This window comes from Sorangium sp. So ce281, assembly GCF_051527395.1.
Lineage (GTDB): Bacteria > Myxococcota_A > Polyangia > Polyangiales > Polyangiaceae > Sorangium > Sorangium cellulosum_B.
Genome location: NZ_CP150322.1, coordinates 3768126 through 3789530 on the forward strand (window position 1 = coordinate 3768126; position 21405 = coordinate 3789530).

Annotated in this window: 13 protein-coding genes; 5 read left to right on the forward strand and 8 right to left on the reverse strand. The window is 73.5% G+C overall.

Annotated features, from left to right (window positions below):
* Together WMF27_RS14385 and WMF27_RS14390 are read right to left on the reverse strand one after the other, a co-directional pair.
* Nucleotides 1–1218, reverse strand: coding sequence for a type II toxin-antitoxin system HipA family toxin (locus WMF27_RS14385; RefSeq protein WP_437768305.1), 1218 nt, complete (start codon nucleotides 1216–1218; stop codon nucleotides 1–3).
* A complete protein-coding gene (locus tag WMF27_RS14390; protein WP_437768304.1) occupies nucleotides 1215–2822 on the reverse strand; it encodes a DUF262 domain-containing protein in 1608 nt (535 codons plus the stop codon). Before WMF27_RS14390 ends, WMF27_RS14385 begins: the two co-directional genes overlap by 4 nt.
* Nucleotides 2823–2921: 99 nt before the next feature.
* On the opposite strand from WMF27_RS14390, the gene WMF27_RS14395 reads away from it, so the two are divergent.
* Both WMF27_RS14395 and lon read left to right on the forward strand, forming a co-directional pair.
* Nucleotides 2922–3773, forward strand: a complete 852-nt coding sequence (locus tag WMF27_RS14395; RefSeq protein WP_437768303.1) for a hypothetical protein — start codon at nucleotides 2922–2924, stop codon at nucleotides 3771–3773.
* A 52-nt stretch (nucleotides 3774–3825) separates the two neighbouring features.
* Complete coding sequence (lon, locus tag WMF27_RS14400; protein ID WP_437768302.1) at nucleotides 3826–6243, forward strand: endopeptidase La; 2418 nt, start codon at nucleotides 3826–3828, stop codon at nucleotides 6241–6243.
* Nucleotides 6244–6307: 64 nt separating this feature from the next.
* Here lon and WMF27_RS14405 read toward each other — a convergent pair whose 3' ends face one another.
* From WMF27_RS14405 to WMF27_RS14420, 4 genes are all read right to left on the reverse strand, one after another.
* Nucleotides 6308–10408, reverse strand: a complete 4101-nt coding sequence (locus WMF27_RS14405) for a UvrD-helicase domain-containing protein (RefSeq protein WP_437768301.1) — start codon at nucleotides 10406–10408, stop codon at nucleotides 6308–6310.
* A complete protein-coding gene (locus tag WMF27_RS14410; protein WP_437768300.1) occupies nucleotides 10405–13578 on the reverse strand; it encodes a PD-(D/E)XK nuclease family protein in 3174 nt (1057 codons plus the stop codon). Before WMF27_RS14410 ends, WMF27_RS14405 begins: the two co-directional genes overlap by 4 nt.
* A gap of 642 nt (nucleotides 13579–14220) precedes the next feature.
* A complete protein-coding gene (locus WMF27_RS14415) occupies nucleotides 14221–15051 on the reverse strand; it encodes an SRPBCC family protein (protein WP_437768299.1) in 831 nt (276 codons plus the stop codon).
* Nucleotides 15052–15247: 196 nt separating this feature from the next.
* Complete coding sequence (locus WMF27_RS14420) at nucleotides 15248–15838, reverse strand: bactofilin family protein (protein WP_437768298.1); 591 nt, start codon at nucleotides 15836–15838, stop codon at nucleotides 15248–15250.
* Between the two features lie 242 nt (nucleotides 15839–16080).
* Here WMF27_RS14420 and WMF27_RS14425 point away from each other — a divergent pair, with 242 nt between their 5' ends.
* On the forward strand, nucleotides 16081–17535 hold the full coding sequence (locus WMF27_RS14425; RefSeq protein ID WP_437768297.1) for a hypothetical protein: 1455 nt from the start codon (nucleotides 16081–16083) through the stop codon (nucleotides 17533–17535).
* A 56-nt stretch (nucleotides 17536–17591) separates the two neighbouring features.
* Here the strand turns inward: WMF27_RS14425 and WMF27_RS14430 are convergent, their stop codons facing one another.
* Nucleotides 17592–18167 carry a DUF99 family protein gene (locus WMF27_RS14430; RefSeq protein ID WP_437768296.1) on the reverse strand — a complete coding sequence of 192 codons (576 nt, stop codon included), beginning with the start codon at nucleotides 18165–18167 and terminating at the stop codon, nucleotides 17592–17594.
* Between the two features lie 60 nt (nucleotides 18168–18227).
* On the opposite strand from WMF27_RS14430, the gene WMF27_RS14435 reads away from it, so the two are divergent.
* Nucleotides 18228–18902, forward strand: coding sequence for an AMIN domain-containing protein (locus WMF27_RS14435; RefSeq protein WP_437768295.1), 675 nt, complete (start codon nucleotides 18228–18230; stop codon nucleotides 18900–18902).
* A 159-nt stretch (nucleotides 18903–19061) separates the two neighbouring features.
* On the opposite strand, the gene WMF27_RS14440 is transcribed toward WMF27_RS14435, so the two are convergent.
* Nucleotides 19062–20030: a COX15/CtaA family protein gene (locus tag WMF27_RS14440; RefSeq protein ID WP_437768294.1), complete on the reverse strand. Its 969-nt coding sequence runs from the start codon at nucleotides 20028–20030 to the stop codon at nucleotides 19062–19064.
* Nucleotides 20031–20220: 190 nt separating this feature from the next.
* Here WMF27_RS14440 and WMF27_RS14445 point away from each other — a divergent pair, with 190 nt between their 5' ends.
* A complete protein-coding gene (locus tag WMF27_RS14445; protein ID WP_437768293.1) occupies nucleotides 20221–21396 on the forward strand; it encodes a diguanylate cyclase in 1176 nt (391 codons plus the stop codon).
* Nucleotides 21397–21405 lie beyond the last annotated feature (9 nt).

The following is a 21405-nucleotide window of genomic DNA, read 5'->3' on the forward strand; positions in this document are numbered from 1 at the left end:
TCAGCTGGACGGCGTGGCGGTCGCCAGCGGGACGCGCGCCATGTGCTCGTCGATGCGAGCGCGCTCCTTCGAACGGTAAGGCAGCTCCGCCGCATGCTCATGCCACGCTTCGCGCACGCGCTCCGCCGCCTGCCGGACCCAGCCCGCTACCTCGTCGAACGGGCGATCGACGACCTCTGCTAGCAGTCGGAACGATTCGATCCGCACGTCCTCGAACCGGCGCGAACCGCCGAGGTCGAGCGCGAGCCCGTCGCCGAGCGGCGGTACGTAGAGGATGGACGCCACCAGATCATAGGCGGGGGACAGGCGAGGGTGACGCTTGTCCGGATAGATCAGGGACCAGTTCTTCAGATGCGCGTCGGTGTTCCCGCAGAGCATGCAGAACACGAGGCGCTCGCAGAACGGTCGCAGATCCTCGGGCGCGAGGTGCGCGAGGATGGTTGCGATGTGCTCGTAGCGTCCCGTGTACTGTCCTGGGTCGCCAGGCGGGCGATCGAGCACCTGGGCCAGATCTTCGATGTGGACGCGCTCGCCGCCTGGTAGACGATCGAAGCGCTCGATGAGGAACACCGTTCCGTCGCCGATCGGGGTTCCCTCCGGAAGGGGCATGAATTCCTCGATGCGCGCCTGCCGACACGGCGGGACCGCGATGCCCGACGCTTTTGCCCAGAGCATCGTGGCGAGCTCGACCCGAGGTAGCTCCTTGTGGAGCGGATCATGAAACTTCGCGATGTAGGATCCCGTCTCTCCTTGCACCGGGAGGGTCAGGCCACGCTCTCCCTTGCGAACGGACAGCTTGTACTGCGCCCCCGCGAGCGATGAACGAAGCAATCCCTCTGCCGTGGGCGGAGGCTGGATGCGATTCACGCCGGGCTCGCGCGTGAGCCGCGGCAGGCAGGGTGCCAGGATGACGGCGCCCGGAAGATCCTCGCCGAGGACTTGCAGTAGATCGAACTCGTCATCGTCGTCGCAGTGCGCTTGCTTGGCGACGGCACGGCGCAGAAGTCCTCCCTGAGGGAGGAGGTGATCGAACCAGCAGAGCAGGTTGCCGGTGCTCTCGATGTCGTGCGGTTTGCGGTCCTCGAAGAGCTGGCCGAGCACCGGCGGCTCAGCCATACGGAGCCAGGAATCGTCGAAGGAGAAGCGGTAGTCCCAGTCTTTGAAGCGTTCCAGGATGCCGACCCGCACGGCTCCGAGGCGCACCTCAAGGGCGCTCATGTCGTGGCAGCCTGCGCCTCAACCCGCCGAACGAGCTCGGTGACGGGGAGGCGGTCGGTCTCGCCCGGAGCGCTTCGCTCGGAGAAGAAGCGCTGAAACCACCGGTCGAGCTCCCGCGCGCGGCGCTCGACGAATCCGGCGATGTCCCCGCGTTGAAGCGCGTCTGCGGCGTCCCGGTCCATACCGTGGCTTCGTAGGACCTCATCCGGCGCGCGCGGAAGCCTGGCGAGCTGCCGGCTGACTGGAAGCAGGAGGCGCCGTGCGACCGTCGACGGCGCGCTTTGGTCCACGTCGCGGAAGATCTTGGCCAGATCCCGCCTGTCGAGCAGCTTCTGGACCTCCTGCGTGGTGTAGACCTCGCCCGTCTCGACGTTCCGAGGATCCATGTGAAGCATGGCGATCGCGCAGAGGCGCGTGGCTGCGCTGTGGCCCGACCAGGCCGTAGAGGCGGCCGGTGGCTCCGCCACCTTCGGGACCGTGAGGAGCAGGCGCTCCACCGAGGCGAACTCATCGCGGTCGATCCCGGATTGCAGGTTGTTGACGGTCGCGTGGCTGCTGTCCGTGTGAACGCCGGCGAGCGCTCCGCGCCAGATCCAGCGGACCAGGAGCGTCCGCGTACGCGGGTGCGGATTCGGGTGCAGGTGGAAGAATCGGGCGAGGAGGATGAGCGGGAGCCGGTAGGGCAGGAGCTGCAGATGAATGATCCCGGCGTCGTCGGCGAGGAAACCGATCGCACGGCGCAGCGCGGTCTCGGTGTCCTCGACCGCGTACGCCCTCACCTCCGCGGCATCGCCCTCGCGTTCTGTGAAGGTGCGCCGCGGATCCCGGCCTTCGACGGCCTTGAGGCAGCGTAGGAACCAGTCTCGGTCCATGACGCCGAACCCGGTCTGCTCCTGGAGGCGCGCGCAGGAGCTCTCGATCGGGCGCAGCTCCGTACCGTCGAAGAGCGCCTCGAACACCTCGCTCTCTTTCATCCGCACGCCGGAGGTGTTGGCCCGCTTGAAGATCAGCCGGAGGACTTCCTTCGATGCCCCTTCCACGATGTACGCGGGGATCTGGTACTCCCGGATGGCCTTGCCGAGCGCGATGGCACGCTGGACCAAGTCGGGCCGCTCGCTACGGAACGGCCACTCGTGCAGCCAGCTTAGCAGCAGGAAGGAATCGGAGATGACGTTCAGCGGGATCCAGTGCGGCGGCGGCTCGGCCGAGCGAGAGCGGACGAAACACTCTTTCTCCAAATCGAACCATATCGCGTGGATGTCGCCGCGTGGTCGCGTGTCGGGGTGCAACAAGGCGCCGGCGAGCGCGTTGATGCGTTGCTGGCCATCGACGACGAAGAGGGCGTCGGGAACGGCGGGGGCATCCACCCGGAGCGGGCCGAAGTGCAGGAGCCGCGCCTCAGCTGATCTCTTGGACAGAAGGAGCTCGCCGACAGGGAACCCGCGGTACACGCTGTCGAAGAACTCGAGCACATGGGCGGAGCGCCAGCGGAGCGGGCGCTGAAAGTCCGGGATCCGAAGCCTGCCGTCCCGGATGTCCAGGAGCAGACGCTCAACACTGAGTGCTCGGGCTTCCGGGCGACGTTCGAGCCGGAGGTTATCCATCTGTCGAACGTGTTAGCGCCTCCTGGCGATCCCCGGCAAGCCGCACCCAGACGCCGCGCCATCTGCGCGCTCGCCGCCGCGTGTGCTATGGCGCGATCCGTGAAACGCACGGCGCTTCTCCTGCTCGCCCTCGCGCTCCCGGCGTGCGGATCGAGCTACGCACAGCAGGGCCCGAGCGACACGCTCCGGGCCTACGCGCAGGCGCTCCAGGAGGGGCGCGTCGACGCGGCCTACCGGCTGCTCTCGGACGAGGCCAAGCGGTCGATGTCGCTCGAGGCCTTCCGGCGCGCGGTGCGGGACAACCCGGACGACGCGCTCGAGATCGCCCGCGCCATCGCGCGGCCCGCGGCCGATCCGGTGGTGACCGCGACGGTCACCATGCCGAACGGCGAGGAGCTCCTGCTCGTCTTCGAGGGCGGCCGCTGGCGGCTCGACGCGGCGGCGGTCGATCTCTACGGTCAGGCGACGCCCCGGCAGGCGCTGGTGGGGTTCCTGCGGGCCTTCGAGCGGAGGCGCTACGATGTGATCATGCGCTACGTTCCCGACGCCGAGAGGGAAGGCCTCGTCGAGCCCGCGGGCGCCGCGCCCGATGAGGCAGGCGCGCCCGGCGAGGCGGGCTCCGCGCGCGCCGGCGGCGAGGGCCCGGCGCAGCCCGCCGGACCTGGAGCCGCGCCGCCCGGCGCGGGAGCTGACGCGGCGCAGAAGCCTGGCGGTCGGCCCGGGACGGTCAAGGCCGCGGCCGACGCGGGGCAGCTCACGCCCGAGAAGCTGAAGAGCGCCTGGGAGGGGCCGCAGAAGGAGCAGATCAACCGGGTCGTCCAGGCGATCAAGGCGGCGCTGCCGACCGCGACCATCGAGGAGACCGGGGACAGCGCGTCCATGGCCTACGGCGCCGGCGGCACGGTCGCTTTCACGCGCGAGCACGGGGTCTGGAAGATCAAGGACTTCTAGCGGCGCGCCCGCGTCATGGCTTCGAGAAGAGCGCTGTACTAGGGTTGTCTGCATGCCGACCGGCGATCCTTCTTCGCGAACGCCTCCCTCGCCCGACGCGGATAGCGTCCCGATCCTCCCGCTGCGCAACTCGGTGCTGTTCCCGATGTCGGTCGTGCCGATCAACGTCGGTCGGCCGCGGAGCGTGCGCCTCGTCGAGGATCTCCTCGGCCGCGAGCGCGCGCTGGTCGGCGTGATCAGCCAGAGGTCGCCCGACGTGGACGAGCCGACGTTCAAGGAGCTCTACTCCGTCGGGACCGTCGCGCGCGTGGTGAAGGTCATCCGGCTCGGCCCGAACAACTACTCGGTCGTGCTGAACGGGCTCGGCCGCTTCCGGGTGAAGTCGGCGTTCTCGCTGGAGCCGTACATGCGCGCGCGGATCGAGCGCATCCCGGAGTCGCTCGTCCGCGATGTGGAGCTCGAGGCGCTCGGCGCGGGCCTGCGCGAGGCGACGCGCGAGGTGCTCGGCCTGATGCCGAACCTGCCGCGCGACACGGCGGGCATCCTCGACAACGTGCGCGAGCCGGGCGCGCTCGCCGATCTGATCGCCTCGAACTTCCCGCAGGCGCAGGCCTCGGTCGGCGACAAGCAGGAGATCCTCGAGGCGTTCGACGTGAAGGCGCGCGTGCGCCTCGTGCTCGCGATGGTCGGCCGCCAGCTCGAGGTGCTGCGGGTCAAGAAGGAGATCTCCTCCATGGTGCAGGAGGAGATGGGCAAGTCGCAGCGCGAGTACATCCTCCGGCAGCAGATGAAGTCGATCAAGGAGGAGCTCGGCGAGGGCGGCGACGACGACGAGATCGAGGAGCTCCGCGAGCGCATCCGGCGCGCCAAGGTGCCGGCGGAGGTCGACAAGGTGGTCCGCAAGCAGCTCAGCCGGCTGCGCTCGATGGCGCAGCAGTCGGCCGAGTTCAACGTGACCAAGACGTACCTCGAGTGGATCGCGGATCTGCCGTGGTCGAAGACGACGGTGGACAAGCTGAGCGTCGAGAGCGTGCGGCGCTGCCTCGACGAGGATCACCTCGGGCTGGAGAAGGTGAAGAAGCGGATCGTCGAGTACTCGGCGATCCGGCAGCTTCGCACGGACAAGAAGGGGCCGATCCTGCTCTTCATCGGGCCGCCCGGCGTCGGCAAGACGTCGCTCGGCAAGTCGATCGCGCGCAGCATGGGGCGCCGCTACGAGCGGATCGCGCTCGGCGGCGTGCGCGACGAGGCGGAGATCCGCGGGCACCGGCGCACGTACGTGGGCGCGCTGCCCGGGCGCATCCTGCAGGCGCTGAAGAAGGCGGGGACCAAGAACCCGGTGCTCGTGCTCGACGAGGTCGACAAGATGGGCGTCGACCTGCGGGGCGATCCGGCGGCGGCGCTCCTCGAGGTGCTCGATCCGGAGCAGAACTCGACGTTCCAGGACCACTACCTCGACCTGCCGTTCGATCTGTCGCAGGTGATGTTCCTCGCGACCGCGAACAACTGGGACGGGATCCCGGGGCCGCTCGTCGACCGCATGGAGGTCATCGAGGTGCCCGGCTACACGCGGACGGACAAGCTGGGGATCGCGCGGGAGTTCCTGGTGCCGAAGCAGCTGTCGGCGCACGGGCTCACCGACGAGCGCCTGGAGTTCACGGAGCCGGGCATCGAGGCGGTCGTCGACCACTACACGCGCGAGGCGGGGGTGCGCGGCCTGGAGCGGCAGATCGCGGCGGTGTGCCGCGCGACGGCGGTGAAGGTCGCCGAGGGCCACGACGTGCACGAGGTGGCGACGCCGGAGCACGTGGAGCAGGTGCTCGGCCCGCACAAGCACCGCCCCGAGATCGCCGAGCGGACGCTCCAGCCCGGGGTCGCGACCGGCCTCGCGTGGACGCCGGCCGGCGGCGAGATCCTCTTCATCGAGGCGACGAAGATGCCGGGGAAGGGCAACGTGGTGCTCACCGGCAACATGCGGAACGTGATGCAGGAATCGGCGAGCACGGCGGTGAGCTTCGTGCGCAGCAAGGCCGATCGGCTGCACCTCGATCCGGAGTGGCTCAAGGAGATCGATCTGCACGTGCACATCCCGCAGCACGGCACGCCGAAGGACGGGCCGAGCGCGGGCGTGACGATGTTCTCCGCGGTGGCGTCGCTGCTGCTCGGGGCGCCGGTGCGCAGCGACGTCGCGATGACGGGGGAGATCTCGCTGCGCGGGCGGGTGATGCCGGTCGGCGGCGTCAAGGAGAAGCTGCTCGCGGCCCACCGCGCCGGGATCCGGCACGTGCTCATCCCGGCGAAGAACCGGCGCGACCTCGAGGACGTGCCGCAGGACGTCAAGGATCAGATCCAGATCACGATGGTGTCGTCGATGGAGGAGATCCTGCCGCTCGTGCTGGAGCCGCCGCGGCGCGCTCCGGCGCAGAGCGCGTCGCAGGAGGAGATCGAGGAGCAGGCGGGGGCGCGGTAGGAGCGAGGTCGTCGAGGGGGGCCTCGCCGTCTTCGCTCGACGGGCTTCGGGGGCCGCGGCGGCGCTAGCCGTGGCAGGCCCGCACGAAGCCGCAGCGCAGCTTGCGGCACGCCTCGACCGGGACGCCGTCGAAGCGATCCTCGGCCCTCGCCTCGGCGAAGCGCTCGGCTAGCCGGGCGAGCTCGCGCTCGAACCGCGCGTGCTCGTCGTCGGTGAGGGTCCCCATGGGGCCCGAGGCCGGGAGCCACGCGGGCTCGACCTCGGCGCCGACGAAGAGCACGCCTGCGCGGACGGGGCGGTCGGGGTGGCGCCGCCTGAGCGCGAGCGCGCACGCGCGCAGGCGGAGCTCGTACGGCGAGAGATCCGCCCGGGGGCGCGCGCGCTTGTACTCGACGACGTCGACGAGGCCGCCCGGGTGCAGGACGGCGAGATCGATGGCGAGCGAGAGCGCGAGCCTCGCGCCGCGCCGCCGTCCGGCGTGCTGGGGCTCGACGTCGAGCACGAGCGCCTCCTCCCGGAGGAGCGACGCCTCCTCGCCGCGCACCTGCCGCGCGTAGGGGCCGTCCAGGAAGCGCGCGACGCGCTCCGCGGTGCGCAGCACGTCCGGGCCGTGCGGCGGGAACCCCTCGAAGGCGAGGCGGGCGGCGACCTCCTCGGCCTCGGTCGGCTCACCCCAGCGCGCGCGCGGCCAGCGCTGGAGCACCCGGTGCACGGCGCGGCCAGGAGGGCGAGGGTCCGCGCCGTCCTCGAGCTCGACGCGCTCCTCGCCCGGCAGCTCGGGCGGGCCCTCGACGTCGAACAGGCCGAGCTGGCCCTCGCCGGCAGGCTCGCCGATCCCGAGGAGGTGGCGCAGCCGGAAGCGGCGCGGGCACGCCTGGAACGCCGCGAGGGACGCGGCCGCGACCAGCACGGTCTGCGCGCGCGCGGGCCCCGTCGCCGGCGGCGCCCGGGGGGCCGGCGCGGCGCGCGCGTACGCGTCGGTGCCGGGCGCGGGCGCCTTCGCCCCGGCGAGCAGCGCGCTGGCGTCGAGCGTCGCGCGGATGGCGCCGGCGAGCGTGGAGGCCTCGATGCCGAGGTCCTCCGCGGCGCTGCGGGGCTCGCCGTCGGCTGCCGCCGCGGCCCGGGGCTCGGCGTCGACCGCCGCCTTCAGCGTGAGCCACGCCGAGCCGCTCCGCGGCTTCGCCTCGGCGCCGACGAGCACGAGCTCGCGGCGGGCGCGCGTGATCGCGACGTACGTGAGCCGCTGCCGCTCGGCGCGCTCCCGCGCCCGCACCTCGGCGCGCGCCGCCCGGAGCGCGGGCGTGCTGACGGGCAACAACGGCCCGCGCGCCGACGCCCCGGCGTCGTGGAGCGAGCCGGTCCGCGAGCGCCCGTCGACGACCCGCGCGAAGTGGCGCACGAGCAGGGCGGCGGGCCGGTCCCCCGCGGCGGGGACGTAGCTCAGGCCGGGTTGCGCCGCGCGGGGCTCCGCGTTGAGATCCAGGAGCACGACCGCCGGGAAATCGAGCCCCTTGCTGGCGTGGATCGTCGTGAGCCGCACGGCGTCGTCGTCGGGCGAGAAGACAGCGGCCTCGGGCTCGTCCGCCTCGTCGCGGATGCGGCGGTCGAGCCAGCGGACGAAGCTCGCGAGCGAGCCGCCCCGGCGGCGGGCGATGGAGACCAGGCGGTCGACGTTGCCGAGGCGGGCCTGCGCGCGAGGGAGCGCCGCGATGACGCGGTCGAGATCGAAGGCGGTGACCGCGGCGCGGATCGCCTCGCCCGGCGTCGAGCGGAGCGCGGCGCGGCGCAGGCCGGCATAGCGGGCGCGGAACGCCTCGAGCCGCTCGCGGTCCCCCGCGGGGAGGCGCGCGAGGGCGGGGAGCGGGCGCCCGCCGTCGAGCTCGGCGTCGTCGGGCGAGGGCGACCAGGCCCCTTGCGCCGGCGCGGCGGCGGGCCAGCGGCCGAGCAACGGGACCGCGAGGCCGCGGCCGGGAGGCGCGAGCAGCGCCAGCGACGTGTCGGAGAGCGCCACCACCGGGCCGCGGAGGACGGTCGCCAGGGCCAGGCGATCGCGCGGATCGAGCAGGAGGCGGAGGATCGCGGCCAGATCGCGGACCTCGGCCGCGTCGAAGAGCGCGCGGCCGGCCACCACGTACGGGATCTCGAGGCGCGCGAGCGCCAGCTCGACGAGCGGGATCGTGCTCCTCCGACGGGTGAGCACGGCGACGTCGCGGAAGCGCAGATCGCCGGTCGCGGCGCCTTCGCGGCCCGCGGCGCCGTCGCCGCCCGCGGCGCCTTCGCGGCCCGCGGCGCCGTCGCCGCCCGCGCCGCGGACGCGCCGCGCGATGTACGCGGCCGCGATCAGCGCCTCGCGAAGCTGCCCGCGCGCGTCCCGGACGAGGGCGTCGACCCCGTCCGGAGCGCCGCCGCCGTCGCTGACGAGCACGACGTCCGTCGGGCCCTCCGCGGCCCTGCCCGGCGCCGCGACGAGGTGCTCGGCCGCGCTGTAGGCGATCTCGAACTCGCGCGGCGAGGCCGGGGGCGCGCCCGCGTCGCTGTCGCCCGCGCCGCCGTCGCCCGCGCCGCGATCCTGGGCGAAATCCCGCGCGGAGAAGGCGTTGATGAACGCGAGCAGCTCGGGCGTCGACCGGCGGCTCTCGCGGAGCGCCACGAAATCGGCGCTCGGATCCGGCGACCAGAGCGCGGGCGCGAGCTCGAGCGCGCGGCCCGCGGCGGCGCCGGCGAGCTCCGCGCAGACGCGGCAGAAGATGGAGACGTCGGCCCCGCGGAACCCGTAGATGGATTGCTTGCGATCGCCGACGAGGAACAGGCCATGACCGGACAGGCTGGCCGCCGTCGGGGCCGCGCCGGCCGGGCGCGCGAGGGCGGCGTCGTCCCGCTCGCGCAGGAGGTACACGAGATCGCGCTGCACCGCGCTCGTGTCCTGGAACTCGTCGACGAGCAGCACGTCGACCGAGCCGCGGACCGCCGCGCCGATCGCCGGATCGTCCCGCAGGCCGTCGCGGGCGGCGCGCAGGAGATCCCCGAACCCGAGGCCGCCCTCGGTGCGGCGGATCGCCGAGAGCCGCTCGCGGATCTCCTCCAGCAGCTCGATGATCCGCGCCTCGCGGCGCGACAGGGCCGGGGCCTCGCGGAGGAAGCCGAGCAGCTGCTGCGCCTTGTCGCGGTGGGTCTCGCCCGGCAGCCCCTCGCGGAAGGCGATGAGCGCCTCGTCGGCCGGCGTGGACTTGTTCTTGTGCGGCTTGCGCTGCGTGAGGAGCTCGATGAGCGGGGCGCTCGCCGCGCTCGCGGGGAAGGGCGCGCCGCCGTCCTCGCGGCCGAGCGCCGCCACGAGCGCCGCCGCCGGCGCGCGGAAGGCGGCGCTGCCGAGCGCGGCGCTCCCGGCGGCGAGGCGGCGGAGCTCCCGCGCGAGCGCGCTGGCCTCGGCGGCGTGGTCGGACACGGCGAGCCGGCGCGGCGCGAGGCCGTCCTCGTCGAGCCGGTCGAGCAGCCGCGTGATCTCGCTCCGCGCGGCCTCGACGCCGCCCGTCGCGGCCATGAGCGCGCGCGCCGCCTCGGCGCGCTCGCCCCCCTCGGCGAGCGCGCGGCTCAGCGCCTCGTCGACGGCGAGGTCGCTGAGCGCCTGCGCCTCCTCCTCGTCGAGGATCCGGGCCGAGGGCGAGAGCCCCATCGCGATCGCGTGCCGGTCCACGATCTGCTTGGCGACGCCGTGGAGCGTGTCGATGCGCGCGGCAGGGAGGCGGGCGAGCGCCTCCTCCGCGCGCTTGCGCAGCTCGGCGACGGGCAGCGGCGCGCCGCCGCCCGCGCCGGCGAGGCCGGCGACGGCCGCCTGCCGCGCCCGGAGGATGTCGGCGAAGGGGATGTCCGCCTCGCCGTTCCAGCGGGCGATCTCGCGGAGCGATCGCTCGACGCGGTGGGCGATTTCCCGCGCCGCGGCGCGCGAGAACGTCGTCGCGACGATGCGGTCCGGCGGCACAGGCGGCGCGGCCGACGCGGCGTCGGGCAGGCCGACGGAGGTGAGGCCGAGCGTGAGCAGCACGTAGAGCGCCGTGAGGCGGTGGGTCTTGCCGGTGCCGGCGCTCGCGGCGACCACGACGTTGCGGCGGAAGGCGTAGATGAGCGCGTCGCCCTCGGCGAGCGCCGCGCCGCGCGGGGCGCCGCTCACGCGACCTCCTCCGCGGCCTCGTCGCTCGGCACGACCGCGGGGCGGCGGCACACGTCGCGCGCGTCGCACCGCGCGCACATCGTCGAGAGCGCCGGCCGCGGCGCGGCCTTGCCCTCCCAGAGCGCGATGACCGCGGCCCGCGCGGTGCGCGCGGCCTCGGCCCAGCCCTCGGCGAGCGCGCGCTGCTCGTCCGCCGTGCGCGGCCACAGCTCGATGAGCCCGCGCTGGCGCACGCCGATGTAGACGGCCCGCACCTCCTCCGCGCCCAGCGCGCGCGCCGCGATGGCGCTGTACAGCGGCAGCTGGAGCGCCCGCCGCCGCTCCTTGGCGTCGGGGAGCTTGCCGGTCTTGTAGTCGACGACCCGCACGACGCGCTGGTCGGTCGATCGATCGAGCCTGTCGATCTGGCCGTCGACCCACAGGCTCGGGCCGCCCTCCTCGTCGGACAGCGGGGGGAGCTCGAGCGGCTGCCACGGGGGCGGCTCTCCGGCGCCGAAGCGCCGCTCGGCCAGGAAGAAGCGGAGCTCCGGCGACGCGTCCTCCCCGTCTCCGTCGAGCGTGCGGGCCACGACCTCCATCACGTCCGCGATCGCCTTCTCGACCGCCTCGCGGCGGAGCGGGGCCATGGGCGCCGAGGCGCCGAGCGCCGCCTCGGCCGCGGCGCGCGCCGCCGCGAGCTGCTCGGCCGGATCGCGCTCCGGGCCGAGCTCGCGCAGCGCCTCGAACGAGGCCTGCAGGGCGCGGTGGATCAGCGTGCCGCGCTCGCGCGCGTCGGCCGACTCGGCGAGATCCTCGGCGCGGCGCACGTGCAGGACGCGCCGGGCGAACGCCGCGAAGGCGCAGCCCACGGCCCGCTCGATGTGGGTGACGGCGATCGGTCTGCCGGGGTGCGCCCCGCCGATCGCGGCCCTGAGCTGCGCGGCGAGCGCGGGATCGCGGTCGACGAGGACGCGGCCCGTGTGGAGGTCGATCGGCGCGCGCGGATCGAGGAAGAAGTCCGCGCGGGCGCGCTCGATCCGGATCCGCTCCGCGAGGTCCGCCGCCGGCCGCCCGCCGCCCGCGAGGGCGATGAGCTCCGCGTCGCGCGGGCCGAGGGGCGCCGCGTCCGGGGCGACGCGCGAGGCGGGCTCCGTCCGCTGCTGCGCGCCGGCCGCCGCGGCCGCGACGAAGAGCGGGTGCGGCTCGTTCGGCTCGCTGTCGTCTACCCCGCGCGTGTAGCAGACGGCGACGCGCCGGGCGCCGGCGAGCGCCCAGCCGAGCTCCGCGCGCTGGGCCGCCTGGCGCTCTCGCCCCGACGCGGGGCGGCTCGGCGCCGGCAGCCTCCCGCGGAGCGCCTCGCCGAGCAGCGTCTCGTCCGCGCCCGGGCTGCCGCCGTAGGCGCGCGCGTCGAGCCCGGTCACCACCACCACGTCGTGCTCGAGCGCCGTGAACCCCGCGGCGACGTCGATGCGCACCGCGCCGGCGCGGCCGGCGTCGCCGCGCGGCCCGGCGCCCTGCTCGGCCGCGGCCCGCTCGAGCTCCGCGTAGATCTCGGCCGCTGTGGCGGGGCGCTCCTCGCAGCCGAGGTCGTACGCGGCCCGCGCGAGCGCCTCGGCCTGCTCGCGGATCGCGCGCGCGGCCCGCGCGCCCTGACCCATCGCGCCCATCGCACCCATCGCGCCCATCGCCTCGAGCGCGAGCGCGCCGCCGCTCCGCCGCTCGCCGCGCAGCGCGGCGCGGAGCTCCTCGATCCCGGGCTCGCCGAAGCCCAGCTTGTCGAGGAGCGACAGGAAGCGCCGCACGATCTCGGGCCGCGTCGCCGCCTCGCCGATCCAGCGGGCGCTGGCGAGCAGCCGCTCCAGCGCGTGCGGCATCCACGCCTCGTCGTCGTCGTCGTCCTCGTCGCCGTGCGCGCCGCCCAGCACCGAGAGGCCCAGGGCGAGCTCCGCGTCGCTCAGCGCCTCCTGCGCTGTCATCGGTGGCGCCGGCGGCGTCCGCCCCGTCCCTGCGCGGCGGTCCGCGCGGCGGGCCGCCACGACCGAGATGAGGCCGTCGATGAGCAGCCGGCCCGTGCGATCCACCTCGACAGGCACGTCGCGCAGCCGGTGGGCGAGGTCGGTCGAGCGCCGCTCCGCCTCGGCGGCGGACGTGCGGTCCATCCAGGCGCCGGCGTGGACCCCGGGGGCGCGGAGGATCTCGATCGCCTGCTCGCGGCGCACCGGCCCGACGGCGAGGCGCAGGATGGCGAGCGCGACGCGCCCGTCGGGGCAGCTCGCGGCGGCGCGGCCGCGCGGCTCCGACGAGCGGACGCCCGCGTCGGCCAGCGCGGCGCGGAGGGGCTCGAGCGCGGCGTCGTCGAGCGCCGGCACGACGACGGCGATCCGCTCGGGCGGGATCCCGCGGCCGAGCGCGGCGGCCACCTCGGCGGCGGCGGCGCGCGCCTCGCCCTCCGGGGTCCTCGCCGCGATGGCGACGAGCGGCTCCGCTCCGCCGTCGGGCACCCACGCGATCTCCGGCGCGTCCTCGAGCGAGGCCCAGCGCCGCTCCAGGGCGTCGGCGACCGGCGCCGCGCCGTCGTCCGGCAGCGCGGGCAGCTCGACGGTGACGCCCGCGCCGCCGCGGGCGCGGACCGTGGCGTGGAGCGCCTCGACCCAGGCGAGATCGTCGGGCTCCCAGGCCACGGCGCCGCGGATCGTGACCTTGCGCGGGAGCGGGAGCGCGGCGGACGCGCCGGCCGAGCGGAGCGCCCGCGCGAGCAGGAACCCCGCGCAGCGCGGGTCGACGAGGCGCGCTGCCCGCAGGGCGGCGTCCGCCCGATCGAGGACCTCGGCGATGGCGATCGCGGACGGGGTCCCGAGCGCCCGCAGCTCCGCCGGGGAGGTCCCGGCGCGCCGGAAGCTCCCGAGGGCGCGGTCGAGGGCGTGCGCTAGCGCGACGCGCGCGGCGGGCTCGGCCGGCTGCCGCAGCCGATCCGGCGGCAGGGCGTCGAGGGCGAGCCGGGTGGCGAGGCGGGTGGTGTGAGGGCTCGCAAGGGCGGCGTCCGGCGCCAGCAGGGCGAGCGCCTCGGAGACGAAGCTCCACCGTGAGCGGATTTGCTGGTCCGCGGTGCGCGCGTCGCGCAGATCGAGAGAGGCGAGCTCGCGTTCAACGTGCCGCTCGGTCGGGACAATGAGGAGCGATGTTCTGCTCACCACCGCGAGACGGCCGAGCGCCGCTCCCGGGAAGCGCAGGCGCCGGCCACGGCAGGAGGCTGAGAGGGCGCCGGCGCATCTGAATGCACGTCCAGCAAGGGGTACCTCACGGCAGACGCTTTACTTCATGCATCCGTCCCCTCGCAACCTCCGCCGGGGGCGCGCCTTGTTGAAAAAGTTCCGCGGAATGTGGGAATTCTTGTGGGGAAATCGGAATGCGTGTTGAAAAACCTGTTGAGAACCCTGGACGGTCCGGGCCGCAGCCTCCGTAGATCTGCGGAATTGCGCCCAACGAGCGCGCGCCGGAGCTCGCCCGGGGCGCTCCGGGGTTTTCAACAGGCTCAGTGGTGAACGGCGGCGATCGGGGGCGACCGGTAGTGCAGTCATGTGAACATGAAGGCGGGAAGGCGGGAAGAAAACCCGAATGATCTTCCCGCCTTCCCGTCTTCATGTGGCCCCTCTCGGGGCAAATGACCGCACCACCGGGCGACCGGGCGTCACGACGGGCGTGAGCCGCCTCGGTAGACCGAGCGGGGAAGGGCGGACGGAAGGGGGGAGGCGAGGAGGGGTGGCTGGGCGCTCTGTCCCGAGGCGCCCTGTCGGCTGCGTCGGTCGCGTCGGTCGCGTCGGTTGCGGGGAGAGCTAGCGGTGCGCCACGTCCTTGTCGCGGCGGACGCTTGTGTCGTCGGCCGGCGGCAGATCGGCCACGCTCGCTGGCAGCACGGCGGGGGCCGCCGTCACGCTGCTCTGGTCGTCGCCTCGCGCGGCGGGAGCGGCGCCAGCGGACGCGGCGGCCGACGTGCTCGCCGCGGTGCCTGGCGGAACGTCGGTGGCGGCGGCGGTCGTCGCCCCGACGCCGGGGGGGGCCTCGGACTGTGCGCGATTCCGCACAGCGGTCACCGCCTTGTCGGCCGCCTTGACGAGCTGTGTCGTCACGACCGAGGGCGGGAAAGGGAGCTTCGGGGCGACGAACAGCTCGAGCTTCAGGATCGTGTGGTGCTCGTCGACGGCGCGGAGCCGCCAGCGGGCGCGGAAGTCGGCGACGTTGCCGCGCTTGTGGCGGCCGGAGATCACCTCGTCGGCGCCGTCCTTGGTGGGCGGCGACATGTCGGCGACCGTCCAGATGTGCGCGGCGCCGTTCAGGATCGGCACCTGGAGATAGACCTCGCTCGTGCCCTTGCGCTTCCCGAGCACGCGGCTCTGGTCGAAGGGGCCGATGAACGTCTTGTAGTTGCCGTAGGAGGTGACGATCTTCCGGACCGTCGGCAGGGGCGCTTTCACGAGGATCGCCGCGCCCCCGGTGTCGATCGCGGCGACGGGCCCGGTGGTCTTCAGCGTGTACCGGAGCGCCTTCCCGAGCGACGCGAGCTTCTCCGACTCGGCGTCGGCGGCGCGGGCGGCGCGCGGCGAGAGGGAGAGGGCGAGGACGGTGAGCGAGAAGGCGATCAAGGACAGGGACCACAGCTTCTTCATGGACTCTCCTGTTCGAGCGACGTCCGTCAGCGCGGGCTCCCCCCCACGTCGCGGACATGCGCCTCGGGCGGCGAGACGGCAGCCCCTCGCTAGATGTACCTCCGTCAGCACGCGGCCGCACGCCTGCGCACTACAGAAAACATGCTTTCGTCGGACGAGGTCGGAATTCAGCGGTCGGCGTCGGCGCGCTCAACGCTCACGCGCGTGTTGCACGTTGCGTGCTGCCGCCGCTGTCGTCGATCGTGGGCGTCGTGGGCGCGGCGCTCGCGGCCTGTCCGGCAGCGTCGGCGTCGGGTTCGGACGACGCCGTGGGCGGCCGCTGGGGCCGCTCGCCTGGCTCCTCGTCGAGCGGGGCCATCTTGCAGGAGCCGTCGAACTGCACGCCGCGGTCGATGAAGATGGCGGGCGCGTGCAGGGCGCCGGTCACCTTGGATGGAGCGTACAGCTCGATGGCATCGCGGGCGCGGATGCTCGCCTGGACCTCGCCGCCCGTGACGATGCACGTCACGACGTGGATCTCCCCGATCACGAGCGCCCCTTCGCCGATCACGAGCACGTCCTCGCCGCGGATCTCGCCGCGGAAGCTGCCGTCGATGCGCACGCGGCCCTCGAAGAAGAGCTTGCCTTCGAAGTGCGTACCGCGGCCCAGGAGGGCGTTGATCTCGGTGGGCCGGTGGCCCCCGCCGTCGTCGCCGCGGGGGCTTCCTGGAGATCGCGGCGAGAGGGGCGAATCCCTGTCGCCCGGGAAGGACATCGGCTCCATCGCCCGCTGGCTTACTTCAGGCATCGTCACATTCGCAACGGGGGTGCGCGTCAGCCCCGTAACGGGCGCGCGGCGGTGGCGGCATATATTGAATAATTTCCGATGCTTGGGTTCGATTTGCGGCAGGGTACGTTTTCTGCACGTGGGGCGGACCGAGCAGGTCCCCCGGCGCGCTGACCGCCGGGGGGCGCGCGGAGTGTGGCCGACGTCTGGCCAAGCGCGCGGTGGAGCGTGAGGGGCCGAGGCGACCAGGAGAGGGAGTGGAGATGACGTTCCGATCGTTGCTTGTGGCTGCCGGTGTCCTGGGCAGCATCTCGGTGGCGTCCGCGCAGACGCCGCCCGCGCCGCCGACAGCTCCGCCGGTCGATCCCACGCCGCTCCAGCCGGCCGAGCCACCGGCCGCCCCGGCGCCGGCAGCGCCCGGCGCTCCCGCTGCGGCGCCCGGCGCTCCCGCTGCGGCGCCCGGCGCTCCCGCTGCGCCAGGCGCTGCTGCTGCTGCGCCGGGCGTGGCTGCTCCGCCCGGCGCTGCTCCGCCCGGCGCTGCTCCGCCCGCGCAGCCAGCGCCGCCCGCGCAGCCGGACCCTCCAGCAGAGCCGCTGCCCGCCCCGGTGACACCGCGGCCCGACGCAGCGGTCTCCCCGATGGTGCAGTGGAATCAGGCCACTGGGGCCGACACCGTCCAGGAGGAGGACGAAGAGACGACGCTGCGCTGGCGCGGGACGACGTTCACCTGGAACCAGGGCGGTAGCACGACCCTCTTCGGCGTTGGCGGCGGGTATATCCCCGCCATCCAGGTCTACGGCTGGGACTTCACGTTCCGGCCCAACTTCTATGTGCTCGACCAGCCCAAGGACAAGGTGTCGGTGGCCGCCGAGATCGGCTGGGTTACCGAGCTCACGAACAGCGACACCACGACGGATTACCGTGAGCCGCAGTTCAAGGACATCGGGCTCAGCGCCCGATACAGCCGCGAACTCTGGAAGAGCGGCGGCGCGAACCAAGGCGAGTACAAGACGGACGGGGCCATGCGGCTGCGGGTGCTCCTGCCGACCTCGCCGATCAGCTGGAACTCCGGCAGGTACTTCCTCATGTCGGTTGGCCCGCAGATCACCCAGAAGATCAAGCTGCTCGGTTCGAAGGCCGACGGGCTGAACAACGTGACGGCGACGCTCGGCGTGACCTACGCCCATCTGTTCGCGGACTCGTACACGCCAGTGAGCTCCGGCCTCCGGCGGCCCCGGACGGCGGCGAGCGGTGACCCGATGTTTGACGACCAGCTGACCGGGGCGTCTCAGACCATGGATAGCCTGACCACGGGCCTCGAGGTCGGCCTGCCGCTCTACAAGGACCTCTCCCTGGCGACGAGCTTCAGGCTCATCAGCCAGTTCAAGCACGAGTTCGAAGAGGGATGCGCCAAGATCCCGACCGGCTGCGCCCCGTACGAGGGCTCCCAGGGGCCCACCTACGCCGCCCAGACGGCGTTCGATCTCAACGTGAGCTACCCGGTCTACGAGGTCGTCGACCTCACGCTCGGCTACAACAACACGACGAGGCAGCTCGGGGAGGACGGACAGCGCAGGAACTTCTTCTACAGCCCTGACGCTCAGTTCTATCTCGACATCAACGCCAACCTCGACGTCATCTACTCGAAGGTGACCGGCCGCGGGAAGAAGGCCGAGAAGGCGGGCGCCGCCAGCGCTCCGCGCCGGCAGGCGCTCTGACGCGCGCGAGCCGTCGCGGCCCGTCTGCGGCTCGTCAGCGGCTCGTCAGCGTCCAGTTACGCGCGCCCGCGGCTCTCGCCGGTGGTCAGCCCGCCGGCGATGAGGTGCGCGGCGCGCAGGGGCTCGGGGAGGTGGCCGTTCACCGAGAGCCGCGCGATGAGCGCGCTCGCGTCGTCCAGCGAGATCCCGGCGCGCTGCACGTACACGCCCGCGACCGGCTCCATCGGGCCGGCGCGCTGGATGAGCGCCCACTTGCGGCGCCCTCCGCGGACGCGCGAGAGCAGCGCGTCGCGGATCGCGTCGAGGTCCGGGAGGCGCCGCGCCACCACGACGACCGGCAGGGCGAGGGCCTCGCGCAGCGCCGCGAGATCCACGACGTTGAAGCCCGCCACCGCGATGCCCTGGAGCAGGACCACCTGCGCCTGGGCGTAGAAGCGGGAGCCGCGGATCATCGCGGCGATCGCGGGCGTGGCGTTCCGCCCGTCGCGCCTCACGCGGGTGGAGAGGACGCCCTCGAGGCGCAGCCCCGAAAAGACCGTCCCGACGACCTGCACGTCGCCGCGGTGGTCGCGGGCGAACGGCGCGTCGTCGACGCCGATGACGTGCGAGAAGCGTGGAGCGCGGGCCGGCACACGCAGAGCTTACCGTGCTGCCGTCTTTGCTGGGCCAGGCGGTCGTGCTGTACTGCTAGGATGCGACCTTCCAGGCACCTCTCGCTGAGCCTCTCGCTGGCCCTCGGCCTCGCCTCGTCGCTGGCCCTCGCGCAGGGCGCCACCGCCCAGCCGGCCCCGAAGGCCCCCGCCGCGCCGGAGAAGGCCGCGGCCCCGCAGAAGCCGGCGGTCAACAAGCCGCGCGGCGGCAGCGCCGGCGCGCCGCAGCGCCCCGGGCGCGCGCGCAAGCCCAAGAAGGACGCGCAGGCGAGCCTCGCCGGGCGGCCGATCGCCACCTTCCCCGGCTTCCGCATGCTCCCGACCGGCGGCTCGCGCGTGTTCGTGCAGATCCACGGGGGCAAGGTCGACGTCGCCGAGTCGAAGGCCGCCGGACGCCTCGTCTACCGGCTGAAGGGCGCGGGGGCGATCCAGACGAACCGCTTCCCGCTCGTGACGTCGTTCTTCGCGACCCCGGTCACCCAGGTGCAGCTCGTCGGCCAGGGCAACGATCTCGACATGGTGATCGACCTGCGCACCCAGGCCGACGCGACCTACCGCGTGATCGAGACCGATCAAGGGATGGTGCTCCAGGTCGACTTCCCCCCGTCCGTCCCCGAGCAGCGCTCCGCGGCGCCGGCCGACGGAGCGCGCACGCGCTCGGAGCGCCGCACGATCTCGCAGGACCCCGGGAGCGACGAGGAGAGCTCGGAGCTCTAGAGCGATTTTCAGTTGAGCCTGGTACGAGCGTCGCAGAGCGGCGGTCACCCGCACAGGAGACGGGTCCAGATCGGCGTTTTCGGCGCGGAAGCGCACTCCAGTGCGCTGAGCACCGAAAACGTCGAGATGGGCCCGTATCCGACGCGGGTGACCGCCGCTCTAGATGGCGACCGCCTCCCGCCGGGCCTTCTCCCCGGGCGGGCCCGCGTCCGCCGCCGAGGCCGACTCGCTCATCGCCGCCGCGGCGAACGTGACGAGGACCATCCACAGGAGATCGGCGAGCAGGAGGTGGACGAGCTGCATCCACACCGGCGCGAGCAAGAAGAGGTTGAGGAGCCCCGCGCCGATCTGCAGCAGCACGAGCGCCCCGGTCGCCGCCGAGAGCCGCGCGACCTCGGGCGAGGGGCGCCGGGCAGCGACGGCGCCGCGGGCGAAGAGGAGGTAGACGCCCACGGCCGCCGCCACGGTCGGGTGCAGCACGCGCAGCTGCAGCAGGAAGTGCCCCGCGGGCGAGAAATCCTGCGCCAGGCCCTCGCGGAGCGACGCCGCGGCGAAGAGCGTGTCCCCGAGCGCGGCGATGGCCCCGGTCACGCCCACCGCCAGGACCCCGGCGAGCCCGACGCCGAGCAGCGCGCCCGTCACCCCCTGGCCGCGCAAGCGCACGCGCCGGCCCCCGCGCGCCCAGTAGAGGGTGCAGGTCATGGCGCCCACCAGCAGGAACGTGTTGATGAGGTGCACGGCCATCCAGATCGCGCGGGCCGCCGACGCGTCGTGGGCGACGTACTCGAGCAGGACGATCCCGGCGCCGACCGCCGCCTCGGTGATCATGAACAGCATCGACGCGGCCGCGCCGCCGCGCACGGGGTGGCCCGACGGATACGCGACGAAGGCCCAGACGAGCTGCAGCGCGACGAGCAGGAACGCGACGCCCGAGGTGGCGCGGTGCGTGAACTCGATGAGGGTCGCCGCGCTCGGAGAGCGCGGGATGACGTCGCCGTTGCACGTCGGCCAGTGGCTGCCGCAGCCGGCGCCCGAGCCGGTCGCGCGCACGAACGCGCCCCACAGGATCACGCCGAGCGTGAAGGCCAGCGCGAGCGCCGCGAGCTTCCAGAACCGCGCCTGAGTCATGCCGGGTCCTTACCGCGAAACCAGCGCGACGGCAGCCCGCGCGAGATCGGCGATGCTGGGGCGACTTGCCCGGGCAACTCCTGCGATTGCCTTCGTGATTGCGCGCGACCGCGCGCGACCGGCGGCGAGGCGGCGTCCGCCGCAGCGCGATCTCGTTGCGCCCGGCCCCGGCCGAAGGGAGGATGTGCCGGTGCCGAACAGCGACGAACTCCGAAGCGCTCCGCTCTCCGCGCCGATCGAGCTCCCGAGCGGTCGACCGGCCAGGATCGTCGTCGCGGACGACGACCGCCTCGCGCGCCAGATGCTGGTGAGCATCCTCCAGAAGGCCGGCTTCCAGGTCGAGGCGGTCGACGACGGTCAGGAGGCGATCGAGCTGATCGGGCGGGGAGGGGTCGATCTCGTGCTCCTCGACATCGTGATGCCCCGGCTCACCGGCCTCGAGGCGTGCAGGCTGCTCAAGAGCATGACCTCCGAGTCGTTCCTCCCCGTCGTGCTGGTCACCGTGAAGAGCGACACGGCGAACCGGGTCGAGGGGCTCAAGATCGGCGCCGACGACTACGTCTGCAAGCCGTTCGAGGAGGAGGAGCTCCTCGCGCGGGTCGGCGCGATGCTCCGGATCAAGCGGCTGCACGACCAGGTCGCGGCGCAGCGCGCCTACCTGGAGCAGCTCTCCATCCACGACGAGATGACGGGGCTCTACAACTACCGGTACCTCTTCACGCGGCTCAACGAGGAGTTCAAGCGCGCGGAGCGCTACCACGAGCCGTTCGCCTGCGTGCTCGTCGACATCGATCGGCTGAAGGCGATGAACGAGACCGGGGGGCGCACGCTCGGCGACGCCGTGATCCGGCGCGTGGCCGATGGGATCCGCCGCTCCGTCCGGGAGGTCGACGTGGTCGCGCGCTACGGCGGCGAGGAGTTCCTCATCGTCCTGCCGAGCACCCACTTCGCCGGGTCGCTGACGGTGGCCGAGCGGATCTGGCGCGAGGCCGCCGGCAACCCGGTCGAGTTCGGCGGAGAGGCGAGGCCGTGCAGCGTCTCGATCGGCGTCGCGCTCTACCCCTCGCGCGACGTCCGCTCCAAGGACGGGCTGATCCGCGCCGCCGAGAGCGCGCTCAACCAGGCGAAGCGCGAGGGCGGCAACCGGATCTGCGTCTTCCAGCAGCACGGCCAGATCTACACGCCGGCGGCGGGCGGCGAGCCGCAGTCCTCGCCGCCGCCGGGGAAGCTCCGCCGCTCCAGCGATCCCGCCTTCGCCGCGACGCACACGGCGCACACGGCGCACGCGGTCACGGACGAGCCGAGGGAGCCGCAGACGCGCCGGGGCACCGACATCCCGCCCTTCGCCCCACGCAAGCCGCTGTAGTCCCGCCCC

What these genes read in the sequence shown, in the direction of transcription:
- WMF27_RS14420 (WP_437768298.1), bottom strand. Translation starts at nt 15,838, where the DNA reads ATGCCTGAAGTAAGCCAGCGGGCGATGGAGCCGATGTCCTTCCCGGGC.
- WMF27_RS14425 (WP_437768297.1), top strand. Translation starts at nt 16,081, where the DNA reads ATGACGTTCCGATCGTTGCTTGTGGCTGCCGGTGTCCTGGGCAGCATC.
- WMF27_RS14390 (WP_437768304.1), bottom strand. Translation starts at nt 2,822, where the DNA reads ATGGATAACCTCCGGCTCGAACGTCGCCCGGAAGCCCGAGCACTCAGT.
- WMF27_RS14385 (WP_437768305.1), bottom strand. Translation starts at nt 1,218, where the DNA reads ATGAGCGCCCTTGAGGTGCGCCTCGGAGCCGTGCGGGTCGGCATCCTG.
- WMF27_RS14415 (WP_437768299.1), bottom strand. Translation starts at nt 15,051, where the DNA reads ATGAAGAAGCTGTGGTCCCTGTCCTTGATCGCCTTCTCGCTCACCGTC.
- WMF27_RS14440 (WP_437768294.1), bottom strand. Translation starts at nt 20,030, where the DNA reads ATGACTCAGGCGCGGTTCTGGAAGCTCGCGGCGCTCGCGCTGGCCTTC.
- lon (WP_437768302.1), top strand. Translation starts at nt 3,826, where the DNA reads ATGCCGACCGGCGATCCTTCTTCGCGAACGCCTCCCTCGCCCGACGCG.
- WMF27_RS14435 (WP_437768295.1), top strand. Translation starts at nt 18,228, where the DNA reads ATGCGACCTTCCAGGCACCTCTCGCTGAGCCTCTCGCTGGCCCTCGGC.